This window comes from Spiroplasma endosymbiont of Acasis viretata, assembly GCF_964031275.1.
Lineage (GTDB): Bacteria > Bacillota_I > Bacilli_A > Mycoplasmatales > VBWQ01 > Spiroplasma_E > Spiroplasma_E ixodetis_A.
In genome coordinates this window covers 652,844-670,285 of record NZ_OZ035019.1, presented here as the reverse complement: position 1 = coordinate 670,285, position 17,442 = coordinate 652,844, and the positions used below count along the sequence as shown (strand labels likewise).

Here is a 17,442-nt window from a genome sequence, read left to right as displayed (position 1 = left end):
TGGCGATAATTAACAAAATATTTAAAATATAATTTAATCAATAAGTAAACATTGCAACTTGTTAAATGATTATGATATTATGGTTTTATGATTACTTTACCTGAACATATTAAAGGAGAAAAACATGAGTTATAATCACCAACAAATAGAAAAAAAATGACAGCAGTATTGATTAAAAAATGAAACTTTTAAAACAAACATTGATGATAATAAAAAACCAAAATCATATATTCTTGATATGTTCCCTTATCCTTCAGGATCAGGTTTACATGTTGGCCATCCTAAAGGTTATTGTGCTACTGATGTTATTTCTCGAGTTAAAATAATGAATGGTTTTAATGTTTTGCATCCAATTGGTTGAGATGCTTTTGGTTTACCAGCTGAGCAATATGCCTTAAATACAGGTAATAATCCAGAGACATTTACTAAACAAAACATTAATAATTTTCGTAAACAATTACAAAGTATTGGTCTAAGTTTTGATTATAATAAAGAAGTTAATACTACAGACCCTCAATATTATAAGTGAACACAATGAATTTTCATTAAACTTTATGAACAAGGGTTAGCTGAAATTAAAGATGTTGAAGTTAATTTTTGTGAACAGTTAGGAACTGTTTTAGCTAATGAAGAAATAATTAACATTAATGGTCATATGGTTTCTGAACGTGGTAATTTCCCAGTTATTAAAAAACCAATGCGTCAGTGGGTTTTAAAAATTACTAAGTATGCTGAAAAATTATTAAAAGGATTAGATGATTTAGACTGACCAAATAGTGTTAAGGAATTACAACGTAATTGAATTGGTAAAAGTGTTGGAACATTAGTTGATTTTGTAGTTGAAAATAATAAATGTAAGGTTTCTATTTTTACTTCAAGGGTTGATACTATTTTTGGTGTTTCATTTTTAGTACTTGCTCCTGAACATCCATTAATTCATGATTTAACAACTAGTGAATATTCGCAAGCAATTACTCAATACTGTTTAGATGCTAAAACTAAAACAGATTTAATGCGTCAAGGAGATGATACTTTAAAATCTGGTGTTTTTACTGGAAGTTATGCTATTCATCCTTTTACTAAAAGTAAATTACCAATTTGAGTTGGTGATTATGTTTTAAATCATTATGGGACAGGAGCAATTATGGGTGTTCCTGCACATGATAGTCGTGATTTTATTTTTGCTAAAAATAAAAATTTACCAATCAATTTTATTATGAAAACTAATAATAAAAATGAACCATTTTTGGGTACTAGTGAATATATTAACTCTGATTTTATTAATGGTAAGGATTTAGAAACAGCTACTAATTTAATTGTTAAAAAATTACTAACTTTAAAACAAGGAAAAGTACATACTGCATATAAGTTACGAGATTGACTTTTTTCTCGTCAACGTTATTGAGGTGAACCTTTTCCGATAATTTATTGAGAAGATGGTACAATCTCAACAGTAGATGAACAACAATTACCAGTATTATTACCAAAAATGACTAATATTAAGCCATCTAATTCGGGGAATGCACCTTTAACTAATGCACCAAATTCCTGATTACATGTAACTAGAAAAGATGGTGTAAAAGGAAAAAGAGAAATTAATACAATGCCACAATGAGCAGGTAGCTGTTGATATTATTTAGCATATATTTTAAAAAATGATGATGGTACTTATTGTGATTTTAATAGTGCTATTGCGCAAAAACGTTTTAACTATTGATTACCAGTTGATTTATATATTGGCGGTCAAGAACATGCTGTTTTACATTTATTGTATGCTCGTTTCTGACATTTAGTACTATATGATTTAAAATTAGTTAGTGTTAAAGAGCCATTTTTAAAATTGGTAAATCAAGGTATGATTCTTGGTGAAAATAATGAAAAAATGTCTAAATCACGCGGTAATGTTGTTAATCCAGATGATATTATTAATGAGTATGGTGCTGATACTTTACGAATATATGAAATGTTTATGGGACCATTAACAGCATCTTTACCGTGATTAAATAGTGGTTTAGTTGGTTGTTATAAGTTTTTAATGCGTATTTATCGTCTTGTTAATAAAGATGAGTATAAAATAAAAATTACTACTAAGAATGATAAATCATTAGATACAATTTATCATCAAACTGTAAAAAAAATAACTAATGATATTAACGATTTAAATTTTAATACTGCTATTGCACAACTTATGATTTTTATCAATGCTTGTTATAAAGCACCAACTATTTATCAACAATATTTAGTTAATTTTTTAAAATTATTAAATCCATTTGCTCCACATATTGCTGAAGAATTATGATTTCAATTTGGTAATAAAGAAAGTATTAATAAAAGTCAGTTTCCAAGTTATGATGAAAAATTTTTGATTACTAGTGAAGTTACTATTGCTATTCAGATTAATGGTAAAACGAAAATAACTTTAGTAGTAAAAGAAAATTTAAATAATCAAGAACTTTTAAAAGTAGTTAATAATGAAGAAAAAGTAAAATATTGATTGCAAGATAAAACAATTATTAAGACAATTTGTATACCAAATAAGATTGTTAATTTTGTTGTTAAGTAAAGGAGGAATAATGAAAGTTGCTATTATTTTTGCAGCAGGAATTGGCACTAGATTACAACCTATCTCAAATAATGTTCATAAATCGTTAATTAAATTTAAAGGTTTAACTTTAATTGAACATATAATTAATCATTTAATTGAAATACATGATTTAAAAAAAATTATTGTCATTACTGGTCATTTAAAAGATGAATTTAATTTTCTTACTCATAAATATTCAAAATTAATTTTAATAAATAATCAACATTTCCTTGATTATAATAGTGGTTATGCTTTGACATTAGTATCATCATATTTTAATGGTCAAGATGATATTTTTATTATTTCTGGTGATATGATTAGTACAAAAAATATTTTTTTAAATAATTTTTCAACTAATATGATGGCCGCTATTAATCGTGATCATGATAATATCAAAGAAGATTGAAGTTATAAATTAAACAAGAATGGTAATATTATTGATATTATTAAAAATAAAAAAAAGGATAGTTTCTTGGCAGGAGAATGAAGTTATATTACTAAAAAATGAGCAAAAGTTCTTGGTGAAGATTTAATAAATCCACAACAAGAACTTGTATTGCAAACAACAATGGTTGGTAAATATTTAATTAGTAATAGTATTAAACATAATTTTGAATTAAAACCTTATGTTTTATCATTTGATTGTCATTGGGATGTTGATAATATTATTGATTTAGAACGAACTAATAAATATTTTAAATAATTTAAGTAGTTAATTTTTTTCCAGAAGTTGATGTTGAAACTACTGGAATTTCTTCACGATTACAACTATGTGCAACATTTTGGAATGGATTAGTAGTATTACCCTTTAATTTTAGTGCTTCTGCTGTTGTTTCTGCTACTGATTCATTTTCTGGATCTAGTGCATCTACTTCTTTAAAACTAACTTGTCCATTACTACGAGCAATAACATTATTGTTTTGATTAACATTATCTTTATTTTTAATAATATTAACTGACTGATTTAGTTTAGGTTTTTTAGTTCGATTATTAAATAGTGAAACTAAAAGTTTTTTTAATCATATGTATGGAAAAAAAGAAATATAAGCGACATCTTTTGCAAATTTTACAATTCAATTTCTACTACTACCACCAGAAGAAGTATTTGCTTTTTCTTTTTTATCTTTTTCACCTTGTAATTTATCAAAAATTTCTTTATTTGGTTGTTGCTGTTGTTGTGCTGACATAATTTTTCACATCCTTTTTTATTTAAAAATAATTAGGTTCCACTTATCTAATAAAAAAGAATAAGTCGAACCTAATGGTCTTTAATAATTTAGTTTATTATGTTGTTAGTATAACATATTTTCAATTTTTAAGCACAATAATTAAAAAAATAACATCCTTACTTTTGAGTTAATAAATCATAATTTTATTTAAAAATATTTATTTTATCTTTTAATTTTTATGAAAAATTTTATACTGTATTTTGGATATTTTTAAAAATAAATATTTAAAAGAAAGGGAGAAAAAATATTATGAATGAAAAAGAAAAAGCAGCAAAATTATTACATGATGCAGGACAAGAAAGTAGAAGACTTGATTTATTACTTGTAAAAGCTAAGAAACAAGAAGAGACATTAAAAAAAATTGAAGAAGAAAAACAAATAAACAAACATAAATCAAGAAATCCGAAAATTTAAATCTCATTATTTAATTTTAGATAAAAACTTATGAAATAAAATTTAATATAGTTCTAAATTTATTATTTTATTTTAAAAAGAAATATGGTGGTTGGCCCTTAATTACTGGACCATTTTTGATATAAAATTCTAAATTTTAATTTGTAAAATTGGTGGTTTTAGAAATTTAGAATGTATTCTTTCATAATTATAAAACATAACATATTGATTTACATCATTTATAGCTTCATTGATGGATAAATATTGATTTGATCCTTTAGGTAGTCATTCTTGAGATAAATGAGAAAATCAGTTTTCAGATAATACATTATCACCAATATCATAAGGTTGTTTTTTGCTTAAAATTATTTGTTTATCCTCTGCTCATTTTGTGATATCTTGACAATAAAATTCGTTGGCGTTATCTGAATGTAAAATAACATTTTTTATTTGATTTCAAGAAAATTGTTTGTTGATTTTTTCAAGAGCAGGAAGAATTAAATCCTGATATGATTTATTAGGAGCAATATTATAACTAACAACATTATTTGAATAAAAATCAATAATTACAAAAAGATATAATCATCCTTCTTTAGTATTTATTTGTTTAGTGTCCATTGATCAAATTTGATTTGAAGAGGTTGTACTTTTATAATCTTTGTTTACTTTATCCATTGTAGGTATTCACTTATTTGGATTTTTTTTGTTTTTAGGATAGTTATTTTTAGTTTGTTTTAATCCTTGAATATTGTGTTCTTTCATAATTTTTCGCATTTGTTTTATTGATAATTCTATATTTAAAATGATATTTTTTTCTTGTTTTAATCACTCTTTAAAAGCTGAAAAAATTCTTAAATATCCATAAATTCTGCCTTTTCTTGTAGAATGAAATTCGATTAAAAGTTGGCATATTTTTTGATATTTATGATTGCATTTAATAATATGATTTTCTTCTTTTTTAATAGGTTTTTGTTTATTTTTTAAAAAGTAATATGTTGATCTGTTTAATTGAAGATATTGACATAGGTTTCTAATTGAATATTGATTTGGCAAGTGGCCTTGTACCACCACTTGTTGCAGGAGCACTAATTGCTTTAACTTGTGGAGCTATCGTTGGTGGAACTGTTATAGCATGAGAAACATATAAAGACAAAATAAAAGCATGATTATTACCTAATTGAAAACGTAAAAAAGATTTACAATTACAAAAAGAATTAAGAAAAGGAAAGACAAAATCAAAACAATGATTTTTAAGTTTAACGCGTGAAGCAAAAGTACAGGCATTTGCAAAAAGTTTTGGTAAAATTTGAGATAGTAATAAAAATAAAACATTTGAAAATATTCAAAAAGAATTAAGTAAAAAATTTGAAAAAATAAACAAGATGTAAAAACTCAAGAATTTTCAAAAATTTATGCTCAAAAAGTTCAACAATGAAATGAAAATTGAAATGAAACAGTTGAATTTTCACAAAATTTAAAACCTAGAGATATCAGCAAAATAAAAGAAGTTTTTAATGAAAGTGATGCAACTAAAAAGCATATGTGTGATGGTTTTTTATAAACCAAAACAAGTATGAGAAGAATTTCAAGAAGAAAAAAAATGGAAAATGTAAGAAATTTATTTGAAAATCCTGAAAAAAATGATAATCTTGAAAGAGAAGATATTAGAAAGAAATCACCAGTTAAAAATATGAGAAGAGCAAGTTTATAATTTAAAAAAGGAGACACATTATGGATGAAAAAGAAAAAGAAAAAGTAGATAAAATACTTACTAAATCAGCTATGCAAAGAGCTAAAGATATGAAAGAAAGACTAGCACAAAAAGCTGAGAAAGCAGCACGTGAAAAGGAAAAAGCAGATAGTACTAAAAAAGAACAGCAATCAAAAAAACATATTTCATTTTCAAAATAAATAGTTTTTTAAAAGTCTACTGATAAATAAAAAAAAGTTAGGTAATACTTATTTTAAAAATATTACCTAACTTTTTTTATGTTAAAGTTTTAATAAATTTTAGAACTTCATTATAGTTTGGTTCTAATGTTACTTCTTTAACAATTTGTAAATATATAACTTTGTTATTTTTATCAACAATGATAATAGTACGTGCTAATAATTGGATTTCATCAATTAATAAATTAGTAGTATTACTAAAATTATTTTCATTATTACGATAATCACTTAAAATATGAAAATTATTATTCATTTTTAGTTTTTCACAAAAGCGATTTTGAGCAAATGGTAAATCTTTGGAAATAGTAATAATAACTAAATCTTTTAATTTAGTGGCCTCTTTATTAAAGTGTATAGTTTGTAAAGCACAAGTTTTAGTATCAATGCTTGGTACACTAGAAATAATTTTAAATTTATTAGTGAATTTTTCCAAATTCATATTATCCATTGTTTTATTAACTGCAGAAAATGATAAAGTATCTCCAACTTTGATTATTTCATTTTTAATATGAACGGGCTTACCTTTAATTGTTAATTGCAACATAATATTTTTTCTCCCTTTTTATCAAATGTATTTATAATATTATTATAACTAAATTTATTAAAGATAATCTATTAAGGAGTAACAAAGTGTTAAAAATTTTAAATAAATTTAAAATTGTGATTCAAGAATTTAAAGTGGTTTTTAAAGCAGTGGGGACTAAATACATTTATAAAAATAAAAGAACAGTTATTAAAAGTATTGCAGTATGTTTTAGGTAATGTTTAGTAATCTGTGTAACTTACAAAAATAACTATGTTTAATTAATTCTAGTAAATATAATTAAATGACTAGAAAGAGTGAGTTACAGATGGCTAAAAAGCAAAATATTAATAATAATGATCCAATATCAAAAGCAGTAGATTTATTACTAGAAAATACTGAAGATTTAACAACAGTTTTTAAAGAGGGAGGATTGTATAAAGAATTAACAAAAAGATTAGTAGAAAAAATGTTGAATTCTGAGATGCAAAATTATTTAGGATATGATAAGAATCAACATAGTAATAGTGACAATGCTCGTAATGGTATAAGTTCAAAAAAATTAATAACTCAACAAGGTAAAATTGAGATTGATGTACCACGAGATCGCAATAGTAATTTTAATCCTGTAATAGTTGCAAAAAGACAAAGAAGATTTGATGGTTTTGATCAACAAGTTCTTTCTTTATATGCAAAAGGAATGACATTATCAGATATTAGAATGCAATTACAAGAGTTATATCATGGTGCTGATATTAGTGAAAGTGTTATTAGCCAAATTACTGATGATGTTATTGATGATGTAAAAGCATGGCAAAATCGACCATTAGAAAGTGTCTATCCGATTGTTTATTTTGATTGCATAGTAGTGAAAGTACGACAAGATAAAAGGATTATTAATAAATCAGTTTATATAGCTTTAGGAGTTGATTTAGAAGGTAAAAAAGATGTTTTAGGTTTATGAATTAGTGAAAATGAAGGTGCTAAATTTTGATTAGCAAATTTAACAGAAATGAAAAATCGTGGCTTAAATGATATTCTTATTGCCTGCAGTGATAATTTAACAGGCATGTCAGAAGCAATACAATCAGTTTATCTTAAAACAGAACATCAATTATGCATAGTTCATCAAATTAGAAATAGTTTGAAATATGTCTCATATAAGCATAGAAAATCTCTAGTTGCAGATTTAAAACCAATTTATACTGCATGTAGTGAAGAACAAGCAATGCAGGCTTTAGAATCCTTTGAAAGTAAATGAAATAAACAATATCCTCAAATTGCTAAATCTTGATATAAAAATTGAGATAATTTAATGGTTTTTATTAGTTATCCAGTAGAAATCAAAAGAGTGATTTATACTACAAATGCTATTGAATCTGTAAATAGTCAATTACGAAAAGTCATCAGAAATAAAAAAGTTTTTCCAAATGATATGGCAGTTTTCAAAATATTTTACTTAGCAATTGAAAATATAACAAAAAAATGAACAATACCCATTCAAAATTGAAATACAGCAATTGCTCATTTTATGATAAAATTTGAAGATAGAATTAATCTAAACTAGTACTTTGTAAAACAAAGATACACAGATTACATAAAAGCCTCATGTTTTATTCCATTTTTATATGCGTTTATTGCTTTATGAGCTTTTTTTTAATCCATTGGGAAATATTAATTGTTTACCAATTGCTTTAGTTAATAATGATAGTTCTGCAGTAGGAATTAATCGTGTTATTAATAGACATAATTTAAATTTGGATGATGAAAATCCTAATAGTAGTGGTGCTTATGAATTTAAAATTAATGATTTACAAATTAACAATGAGAAAAAAACATTTACTGTTTATTATTATGATGATTGAAAAAGTTATTATCAACATCAAAATGACAAAACTTTTTTAACTGAAATTATTATTGATAGTTGTTTTACTAAGGATTTTAATGATTTTTTTAAAAAAGCTTTTAAAGTAGTTATTGAAAATATTAAAACTCCAGGAAGAATTTGGAATCTTATTAATCAAATTACTATTAGACCAAAAATTAGTTTACAAGCTTCATATAAAGTTAGTCCGATTTTAGGTGAAATTAATGATTTTGCTTTAAATGCATTAAAAGATAATATTTTTAGTAAGTTTTTACCTGTTGTTATTAGTGATCAAGTATTTGATTATTGAGATAAAGATGCTTCTGATTCAGGTTATCAGCATTTACAACCAATTTTAAAAGAAATTTATGGTATTCTTTCAATTGCTGTTCCTGGTTTAGGTCTTCATGGTGAACAATTTAATGCTAATATTGATAGTGTAAGAACCTGTTTAAAATCTTTTAGAGAATAGGATAAAATGATTATATATTTTAAAATAAGAGGTATATATGTGTAAAAATTATCCTAGTAATGTTAGCAAAGAGCAATTTGAAAATATAAAATCAATTTTAGAAAATACTAAAAAGAGAACTAAACCAAGAAGTTTAGATTTATATGAAGTATTTTGTGCAGTTTTATATGTATTAAAAAGTGGTTGCCAGTGAAGAATGTTACCAAAAAATTTTCCAAAATGACAAATTGTATATTATTATTTTCAAGCTTGAAGTAAAAATAATGATAAAGAACCTAGTGTATTACAATTAGTTTTAAAAAAAATTAGTCAAGGCATTTCGTATCAATAATGGTAGAAAAGAACAAACTAGTTTTTGTATAATTGATTCACAAAGTGTTAAAAATACAGATACTACTAAAAATAAAGGTTATGATGCTGGTAAAAAGATTTCAGGAATAAAGCTTCATATTGCTGTTGATTCTCAAGGTTTACCACATGCAATTTACATAACCACAGAAGAAAAAACAGATCGTAATAGTGCTATAATAATGATTGAAAATGAAAAAGAGAATCTTTCTGCAGTTCAAAAAATACTAGTAGATGCTGGTTATACTGGTGAAAAATTTGCTTCTAAAATTAAAATAATTATAAATGCAAATGTTGAAGTTATAAAACGTAATGAATTACATTCTTTTGTAGTATTACCAAAAAGATGAGTTGTAGAACGAAGTTTTGCATGATTAGAAAAATGCAGAAGATTATGAAAAAATTGTGAAAAAAAATTAAATACTAGCTTACAAATGGTTGTTCTTGCCTTTATTTCAATTTTATTGAAAAGATTTTAAACAGGTTCTAATACAGATTTACAAAATAAAACAAAAACTAAATCAAAAAAATCAATTAATTTATAGGATAGGTAATTTTTAATTTCATTAAATTGTGGAAAACTATTTTTATTTTTATTTTAAATTTTTGTATTAAAATAAGTGTTATTTAATAAATATAAATCTTATTTAATTATTGATAAAAGCATGTTAAAATTGTAAAGAATTATATTATAGAAGAGGATAAGTATGGAAAATAAAAACCAAGAAGTTAATTTTGAAAATAATAGTGAAAATACATTTCCAAGAACTAATTTTTTTCTAAGTGTTGGTTATTTAATAATACAAGTATTAATTCCAGGAATTATTCTTTTTTTTACTACTAGTACTGATTTTACTTTTAAATTGCCTTTTTGAATAATGGTACTTTCTAGTTTAAGTTTAATTATATTTACTTTTATTATAACCTTTATTACATATAAGTTAAAATTACATCAATTAGATCAATTTACATATAGTATTCCATTTGCTTTTGTTTTATCATTATTTTATTTGTCAGGATACTTTTTAACTCCTCAACAAATTTTAATACGTTTTATTATTTCAATCGCTGGTGCTGTTATTGGTATTTTTTTAACGAGTATTATTTTATTATTAGTATTAAGAAAAAAACAAAAAAAATCATATATTAAGTTATAATAAGTGATATAAATCTAAAAAAATAAAACGAAAAAAAGGCGCGTAATATATGTTACGCACCTTTTTAAATATATGTTTTTTATTTACTAGACTTGGTGCAAAACCTTTAATTTTAATAATTTAATGGTTATTATTAATATCAAAGGTGATAATTATTATGTTAAAAAAATACAAAGATGAACAAGAATTTTATAGTTTAGTGGGAATAAAACTACAAACATTTCAAAAAATGGTTGAAATTTTAAAAAAAGCTGAAGCAATTAAAAAAGCAGTTGGTGGTAAACCTAATAAATTATCAATAGAAAATCGTTTATTAATGACATTAGAATACTGAAAAGAGTATAGTAGTTATAGAGTTATTGCAAAAAGATATAATATTAGTCATACTAGTTGCATTCGTAATATTTTTTGAATTGAAAATACTTTAATAAAAAGTGGAATTTTTAATTTATCTGGCAAAAAAGATTTAATCAAAAATAAAGGAATCAATAATACTTTACTAGCTATTGATGCTACTGAAACTCCAATTGAAAGAATTAAAAAAAACTAAAATTACTTTTTTCGGGTAAAAACAAACATCATACTCTTAAATCGCAAATAATTATTGATATTTTAAATGGAAAAATTATTTCAACCGCTTTTTGTTTTGGAAGCATTCATGATTTTAAATTACTTTTAAAATCTAAAACTTTTATTCATCCAGAAAAACAAGTTTTTGTTGATTCAGGTTATCAAGGAATACAAAATATTCATAAAAATACATTTTTGCCATTTAAAAAAAGTAAATACAATAAATTAATACCAATTCAAAAAGAATACAATAAAAATTTAAGCAAAATTAGAATTAAAATTAAACACGTATTTGCTAAACTAAAACGTTTTAAAATTTTAACTTTAAAATATCGCAATAAAATACGAAGATTTGCATTAAGATTTAATTTAATAGCAGGAATATATAATTTTGAATTACCTTAGTTTTGCACCAAGTCTATTGAAGAAAAATCTTGAATCTTATTTACTTTTTTATTAATTTGATATCCTTGTTTTAATATTTGATATTCTGGTCTAGATTTTACATAACTACTGCCTTTATCAACAATATATTTACCACCTTTAGCAATTACAATACCACCAGCAGTTGCTTTTAATGTATTCATTAATGATGCTTCTGGATTTAATACTGCATTTAATACACCAGCACCAGCACCACAAATTAATGATGTTCCAACTTTAGTTTTATTTTTATCTTTATTTTTTACAGCTTTTTTAATTTGATAACCTGCTATTCCTCCGGCTGCAGCACCAATCGCAATGTTGGTAACAGGCACTGGATTTGTTCATGAAAGACCGTCAATTGCTCCTAATCCAGCACCAAACAACGGTAAATAATCAATTGTTTCATTAATGATATTTTTATCTTTAGCCATCTCTTTTAATCTTCCTTTCTAAAAATAAAAAAAATCATTTACTTTTTAACAAGTAATGAGTTAAAAACTTATATTAAGTTTAGAAAAATAATATCATAATTTTAATAATAATTATAAAAAAATATTAATTACATAATTTAGTGTAGATATAATTATAGTTACATTAAATATTAAAGATATATTTTTTTATTTTTCTTTTTTAGTAATTTTTATATTTAAATTATGTATATAATTACTAAATTTTGTATTGCTTTTAATAAAAAATACTTTATAATATTTAAGACTGTTTATGCAGTTTCAACCGCTCTACTTTAGGTTAACAAGTGATTTATTCCACCTATAAGGCGAGTCTAAACTGGAGGTAATAAGAAAAATGTTTGTAGTTATTCAAACAGGAGGAAAACAAATTAACGTTTCCTATGGTCAAGAGATTTTTGTTGAAAAACTTGTTGGCAAAGCTAAAGATAAGATTATTTTTGACAAAATATTGATGATTGATCAACAATTCGGTAAACCTTTCCTAAAAGGTGCTGAAGTTCATGGTGAGATTATTAAACAAGATAAATCAAAAAAGATTCGAGTGTTTAAATATAAACCTAAGAAAAATTCAAAAACAATGTATGGACACCGTCAACCATATACAAAGGTATTAATTACTGATATCTTACTTGGTGGTAAAAGTCTTGTTGATAAGAAGACTGAACAATCAAAACCAGTAATTAAAGATGAAGTAAAAAAAGAAGTAATTTCTGAAGTAGTAACTCCTATTATTAAAGAGCCAAAATCAGTAGTTAGTAAAGTAAAAAAAGAACTTACAAAAGAAAAAGTTGTTAAAACTAAATCAGTTGTTAAGGATAATATTACAGAACCAGATAACACTAAAACTGTTGTTAGTGAAGGTAATTTAAAAACTATTTTTGATCATAAAAATATGACTGTTAAAGTTGTTAAAGAAGATGATGAAAATAATAAAAAATAATTTAAGGTAATATTAAATTATGGTTAAAGTTACTTATAATTACCAAAATAGTAACATTGTAGAAGTTATAATTACTGGTCATGCTAATTTTTCAAAAATTGGAAATGATATTGTTTGTGCAGGGATTTCAGCCATTGTTATTGGTACATTAAATGCACTTCATGAACTTGATAATAATCAAGTTCAAGTAATTAATAATACTGCTGGATTAGTTAAACTTAAAGTTGCTAGTTTCACTAATAATAGTCAAATCATTTTAAAAACAATGCTTTGACAATTAAAAACTATTAAAGAACAATATCCAAAATATATTAACATAAAGGAGGTGTAATTATGTTTTATAAATTAAATTTACAATTATTTGCTTCAAAAAAAGGAGTGGGTTCAACTCGTAATGGTCGTGATTCACATTCTAAACGTTTAGGTGCTAAAATTGGTGATGGACAAAGTTTAAAAGAGGGAACAATTATTTATCGTCAACGTGGAACTAAAATTCACCCTGGTGAAAATGTAGGACGTGGTGGTGATGATACCTTATTTGCTTTAAAATCAGGAATTGTTAAGTATACTATTTTTAAAAAAAATAAAACACGAGTTTCAGTTATACTTGATAAAAAGTAAAAATAAATTTTTAATAATAAAAACCTATTTTCAATGCTATCATATTTTGAAGATAGGTTTTGTTTGTTTATTTTATGTTTAATGATATGATAGGAGAAAATAATGAAACATATTACTTTAATAATTACTGGTAGTATTGCAGCAAACAAAGCCTTAATTTTATTAAAACAATTAAAAAAAGAATTTTTAGTTGATATTATTTGTACTAAAAGTTCTTTACATTTTCTAGAAGATAAAACATTTTCTTATTATTCTGAAATGTTTGAACAAGAATCATATGTTAAAGGAGATTTAATTACTCATACTAATTTAGCGATTAAAACAAATTTAATTGTTGTTTATCCTGCTACTATGAGTTTTATTAGTAAAGCAAATTTAGCAATTGCTGATAGTTTAGCATTATCAGTATTTTTAGCTTCCAAAGCAGAAAAGATATTATTTCCAGCAATGAATCATAATATGTATCACAATCAAAGTTTTCAAAAAAATTTATTAGAATTATCTAATTTTGAAAATATTACTATTATTCCTCCAGATTCAGGAATGTTAGCCTGTAAGATGATTGGTGATGGACGGGTTAAAAGTCCAGATAATGCATTAGCAATAATTAAAGATTTTTTTAAAAAAAATATTGATTTATCTGATAAAAAAATTTTAATTAATATTGGTCGCACTAGAACTTATATTGATCCAATTCGTTATATTACTAATAATTCTTCAGGAAAAATGGGTAAAGCATTAGTAGATGCTTTTCTTAAAACTAACGCTAAAGTAGTATTAGTTGCAGGTGATTGTGATTTTGAAATTAAATCGCAAAAAAACCTAACTATTATTAAAGCGAATACTAATGAAAAAATGTTCTTAGCAATGAAAGAAAACTTTGATAATGCTGATATTGTAATATGTGGTGCTGCTTTAAATGATTATAAAGTAAGTAAATATATTCCTAATAAAATAATTAAAAATAAGAATGAAAATTTATCTTTATCACTGATTGCTAATATTGATGTATTGGCATTTTTAGGTAAGCAGAAAGCACAACAAGTTTTAATTGGTTTTGCTGCTCAAGAAGTTAATGATAAAAATCTTGGTATCGAAAAAATGAAAATTAAAAATTGCGATGGTATTTGTATTAATAATATTAGTGTTATGGGTAAAAATGAAACAGAAATTAATTTTTATTTTAAAAATAATAATTATAATTTGATTGGTTCAAAAGTGGAAGTTTCTAAACAGATAGTTGATATTATAAGTAAAAATATTTTAAATTATTAATATAATAAAAATAGAATTTGAGTATGTAATTAATTTGTATCAATAAATATATAGAGGCTTTTTAATAATCTGTGTATCTTTGTTTTACAAAGTTACTAATTTAGATTAATTCTGTCTTCAAATTTTATCATAAAATGAGCAATTGCTGTATTTCAATTTTGAATAGGCAAGTGGCAAGTGGCATGGAACTAAATCGCAAGTTTTAGCAAAACAATTATCTGATTCTTATAAAACACTTTGAAATCATGAGATATCTTTATATACAACTAATTATCCTAATTTTATTAGAAGATTTAGTTTAAGAGAAGAATTAACTAAATATGCGTTGATATTTCAACAAGAAGGAAAAAATATTACTCAAAATGCAATTGAATCTGATTATGCTCATATGGCATTAGATGGTGCTGTTACAGCAACATATGTTAATGGTTCAACAAAAGAAACATTAAATAATTATTTCTTCTTTAGACTTGGTGCAAAACCTTTAATTTTAATAATTTAATGGTTATTATTAATATCAAAGGTGATAATTATTATGTTAAAAAAATACAAAGATGAACAAGAATTTTATAGTTTAGTGGGAATAAAACTACAAACATTTCAAAAAATGGTTGAAATTTTAAAAAAAAGCTGAAGCAATTAAAAAAGCAGTTGGTGGTAAACCTAATAAATTATCAATAGAAAATCGTTTATTAATGACATTAGAATACTGAAAAGAGTATAGTAGTTATAGAGTTATTGCAAAAAGATATAATATTAGTCATACTAGCTGCATTCGTAATATTTTTTGAATTGAAAATACTTTAATAAAAAGTGGAATTTTTAATTTATCTGGCAAAAAAGATTTAATCAAAAATAAAGGAATCAATAATACTTTACTAGCTATTGATGCTACTGAAACTCCAATTGAAAGAATTAAAAAAAAACTAAAATTACTTTTTTCGGGTAAAAACAAACATCATACTCTTAAATCGCAAATAATTATTGATATTTTAAATGGAAAAATTATTTCAACCGCTTTTTGTTTTGGAAGCATTCATGATTTTAAATTACTTTTAAAATCTAAAACTTTTATTCATCTAGAAAAACAAGTTTTTGTTGATTCAGGTTATCAAGGAATACAAAATATTCATAAAAATACATTTTTGCCATTTAAAAAAAGTAAATACAATAAATTAATACCAATTCAAAAAGAATACAATAAAACTTTAAGCAAAATTAGAATTAAAATTGAACACGTATTTGCTAAACTAAAACGTTTTAAAATTTTAACTTTAAAATATCGCAATAAAATACGAAGATTTGCATTAAGATTTAATTTAATAGCAGAAATATATAATTTTGAATTACCTTAGTTTTGCACCAAGTCTTTTGATGAAGTTCATCCAACAACATTAGTGCACAAGCAGTTGCTGAAGATCTTTATAATTTAGTTGAAAAGTGATAATGTTTTAAAACATTAGATATAACAATTAGTATATAAGATAAAAGTTCAAATTTGGAATATTATCAAAAACGAAAGTGTTTTCCGAATATTGAAACACTGAATAATCTTAAAAAAGTTTATTATTGAGGAAAAAATAAAAGTGTGATTATATATGAAACATTATGATATTATAACATTAACATAAAATATATTAATAATTTTGTGAGGTTGGAAACATGGTTTATATTGTTCATGGTCAAGATGAGTATTTAGTAAGAAAAAATATTGAACAATTAATTAAAAAAAATCATAAAAAAGAAAATTATGATTATAATCTATATGAATTACAAGAGGATACAATTGTTAATATTATTAATGAAATTCAAATTATGAGTATATTTGAAGAAAATAAAGTAATCGTAATTAATGATAGCAGTAATTTATGGCAAAAATATATTAAAGAAAAAAAATTTGTTAATGCTTTGCTTAATCATAATCAAAAAACAATGATAATTATTAAAAGTTTAAATGTTGATTTTAAAATTAGTAGAGAATTTCAACAATTTAATATTATCAAAATTAAAAATTATACAAAATCACAATTATTATTATTAATTAATAAAGTTTGCAATAGTTTTAAAGTTAACATTACTCAAGAAGCAACTAATTTTCTTTTAGAATACTTGCCAAATGATGTCAGTATTATTTTAAATGAGTTATCAAAATTAAGGTTAATTGGAAAAAAAATAACTTCAGATATTATTATTGAGGTGGTTCCTAAATATTTTGAAACAAATATTTTTAAAACTGTTGAATATATATTAAAAAAAGATTATAACAATTTTTGAACACAATATAACTATTATAATGTTATTAATTATGATAAAATTAAATTGATTAATATTCTTGTATATCAATTAGAATTAATTAGAGATATCAAAATTTTAGTTAAACAAAAAAAAAGTAATGAAGATATTTCCAATATATTAAATATTTCCAAGTTTCAAGTAAAAATATTAGAACAATATTTAAATATTAATTTAAATATTAATAATATTTTGTTAAAATTATATGAATTAGATTACAATATCAAAAAAGGAAAGTTTAATAAAAATATTGCAATTGATTTATTTTTTTTGAATATTTAGTATATAATTATAGATGTTTTAAACTCAAGAGGTGATACATATA

The 17,442-nt window shown here is 23.5% G+C and carries 19 protein-coding genes, 2 pseudogenes and 1 other annotated feature; of the genes and pseudogenes, 17 read left to right on the top strand and 4 right to left on the bottom strand.

The genetic code is table 4. From position 1 onward, the window contains the following. Positions 1 to 124 precede the first annotated feature (124 nt). Together leuS and AAHM96_RS03755 are read left to right on the top strand one after the other, a co-directional pair. Positions 125 to 2,563, top strand: coding sequence for a leucine--tRNA ligase (gene leuS, locus AAHM96_RS03760; protein ID WP_342273616.1), 2,439 nt, complete (start codon positions 125 to 127; stop codon positions 2,561 to 2,563). Positions 2,564 to 2,573: 10 nt separating this feature from the next. Then, positions 2,574 to 3,287, top strand: a complete 714-nt coding sequence (locus AAHM96_RS03755; protein ID WP_342273615.1) for a sugar phosphate nucleotidyltransferase — start codon at positions 2,574 to 2,576, stop codon at positions 3,285 to 3,287. 1 nt (position 3,288) lies between these two features. Here the strand turns inward: AAHM96_RS03755 and AAHM96_RS03750 are convergent, their stop codons facing one another. Continuing rightward, on the bottom strand, positions 3,289 to 3,771 hold the full coding sequence (locus AAHM96_RS03750; protein ID WP_342273614.1) for a hypothetical protein: 483 nt from the start codon (positions 3,769 to 3,771) through the stop codon (positions 3,289 to 3,291). A 291-nt stretch (positions 3,772 to 4,062) separates the two neighbouring features. On the opposite strand from AAHM96_RS03750, the gene AAHM96_RS03745 reads away from it, so the two are divergent. Continuing rightward, entirely contained in the window at positions 4,063 to 4,227 is a 165-nt protein-coding gene (locus AAHM96_RS03745) for a hypothetical protein (RefSeq protein ID WP_342273613.1), read from the top strand. A gap of 129 nt (positions 4,228 to 4,356) precedes the next feature. Here the strand turns inward: AAHM96_RS03745 and AAHM96_RS03740 are convergent, their stop codons facing one another. Next, complete coding sequence (locus AAHM96_RS03740) at positions 4,357 to 5,277, bottom strand: IS3 family transposase (RefSeq protein WP_342273612.1); 921 nt, start codon at positions 5,275 to 5,277, stop codon at positions 4,357 to 4,359. On the opposite strand from AAHM96_RS03740, the gene AAHM96_RS03735 reads away from it, so the two are divergent. Next, positions 5,253 to 5,594, top strand: a complete 342-nt coding sequence (locus AAHM96_RS03735) for a hypothetical protein (RefSeq protein WP_342273611.1) — start codon at positions 5,253 to 5,255, stop codon at positions 5,592 to 5,594. The genes AAHM96_RS03740 and AAHM96_RS03735 overlap by 25 nt on opposite strands. A 343-nt stretch (positions 5,595 to 5,937) precedes the next feature. Continuing rightward, positions 5,938 to 6,117 carry a hypothetical protein gene (locus tag AAHM96_RS03730; RefSeq protein WP_338960250.1) on the top strand — a complete coding sequence of 60 codons (180 nt, stop codon included), beginning with the start codon at positions 5,938 to 5,940 and terminating at the stop codon, positions 6,115 to 6,117. A gap of 76 nt (positions 6,118 to 6,193) precedes the next feature. Here AAHM96_RS03730 and tpx read toward each other — a convergent pair whose 3' ends face one another. Beyond that, complete coding sequence (gene tpx, locus AAHM96_RS03725) at positions 6,194 to 6,700, bottom strand: thiol peroxidase (RefSeq protein ID WP_342273610.1); 507 nt, start codon at positions 6,698 to 6,700, stop codon at positions 6,194 to 6,196. 307 nt (positions 6,701 to 7,007) lie between these two features. Between tpx and AAHM96_RS03720 the strand changes: the two genes are divergently transcribed. From AAHM96_RS03720 to AAHM96_RS03700, 5 genes and pseudogenes are all read left to right on the top strand, one after another. Beyond that, entirely contained in the window at positions 7,008 to 8,246 is a 1,239-nt protein-coding gene (locus tag AAHM96_RS03720; RefSeq protein ID WP_342273707.1) for an IS256 family transposase, read from the top strand. 97 nt (positions 8,247 to 8,343) lie between these two features. Further along, positions 8,344 to 9,018 (top strand): hypothetical protein, encoded by a 675-nt coding sequence (locus AAHM96_RS03715; protein ID WP_342273609.1) that lies wholly within the window; start codon positions 8,344 to 8,346, stop codon positions 9,016 to 9,018. A gap of 37 nt (positions 9,019 to 9,055) precedes the next feature. Next, positions 9,056 to 9,845, top strand: a protein-coding gene (locus AAHM96_RS03710) for an IS5 family transposase (RefSeq protein ID WP_342273608.1) whose coding sequence is annotated in 2 segments (ribosomal slippage) — positions 9,056 to 9,316 and positions 9,318 to 9,845 — 789 coding nt in all. Because the reading frame shifts where the segments join, the coding sequence is not laid out codon by codon here. A gap of 228 nt (positions 9,846 to 10,073) precedes the next feature. Beyond that, complete coding sequence (locus AAHM96_RS03705) at positions 10,074 to 10,523, top strand: DxFTY motif-containing membrane protein (protein WP_342273607.1); 450 nt, start codon at positions 10,074 to 10,076, stop codon at positions 10,521 to 10,523. Positions 10,524 to 10,680: 157 nt separating this feature from the next. Next, a pseudogene (locus AAHM96_RS03700) lies at positions 10,681 to 11,498 on the top strand (IS5 family transposase). Here the strand turns inward: AAHM96_RS03700 and AAHM96_RS03695 are convergent. Continuing rightward, positions 11,495 to 11,950 (bottom strand): hypothetical protein, encoded by a 456-nt coding sequence (locus AAHM96_RS03695; RefSeq protein ID WP_342273606.1) that lies wholly within the window; start codon positions 11,948 to 11,950, stop codon positions 11,495 to 11,497. The pseudogene AAHM96_RS03700 and the gene AAHM96_RS03695 overlap by 4 nt on opposite strands. A gap of 289 nt (positions 11,951 to 12,239) precedes the next feature. After that, positions 12,240 to 12,312, top strand: a sequence feature (ribosomal protein L21 leader region). Positions 12,313 to 12,323: 11 nt separating this feature from the next. Here AAHM96_RS03695 and rplU point away from each other — a divergent pair. The 7 genes and pseudogenes from rplU to holA all read left to right on the top strand — a co-directional run. Further along, a pseudogene (rplU, locus tag AAHM96_RS08485) lies at positions 12,324 to 12,614 on the top strand (50S ribosomal protein L21); the annotation flags it as partial. A gap of 334 nt (positions 12,615 to 12,948) precedes the next feature. Next, positions 12,949 to 13,260 carry a ribosomal-processing cysteine protease Prp gene (locus tag AAHM96_RS03685; RefSeq protein ID WP_281748879.1) on the top strand — a complete coding sequence of 104 codons (312 nt, stop codon included), beginning with the start codon at positions 12,949 to 12,951 and terminating at the stop codon, positions 13,258 to 13,260. Between the two features lie 2 nt (positions 13,261 to 13,262). Continuing rightward, a complete protein-coding gene (gene rpmA, locus AAHM96_RS03680) occupies positions 13,263 to 13,550 on the top strand; it encodes a 50S ribosomal protein L27 (protein ID WP_174481212.1) in 288 nt (95 codons plus the stop codon). Between the two features lie 102 nt (positions 13,551 to 13,652). Next, complete coding sequence (gene coaBC, locus AAHM96_RS03675) at positions 13,653 to 14,825, top strand: bifunctional phosphopantothenoylcysteine decarboxylase/phosphopantothenate--cysteine ligase CoaBC (RefSeq protein ID WP_342273605.1); 1,173 nt, start codon at positions 13,653 to 13,655, stop codon at positions 14,823 to 14,825. 325 nt (positions 14,826 to 15,150) lie between these two features. After that, a complete protein-coding gene (locus AAHM96_RS03670) occupies positions 15,151 to 15,327 on the top strand; it encodes a hypothetical protein (RefSeq protein ID WP_342273604.1) in 177 nt (58 codons plus the stop codon). 193 nt (positions 15,328 to 15,520) lie between these two features. Then, on the top strand, positions 15,521 to 16,180 hold the full coding sequence (locus AAHM96_RS03665; RefSeq protein WP_425288761.1) for an IS5 family transposase: 660 nt from the start codon (positions 15,521 to 15,523) through the stop codon (positions 16,178 to 16,180). Between the two features lie 307 nt (positions 16,181 to 16,487). After that, positions 16,488 to 17,399, top strand: a complete 912-nt coding sequence (gene holA / locus AAHM96_RS03660; RefSeq protein ID WP_338975289.1) for a DNA polymerase III subunit delta — start codon at positions 16,488 to 16,490, stop codon at positions 17,397 to 17,399. Positions 17,400 to 17,442: the final 43 nt, after the last annotated feature.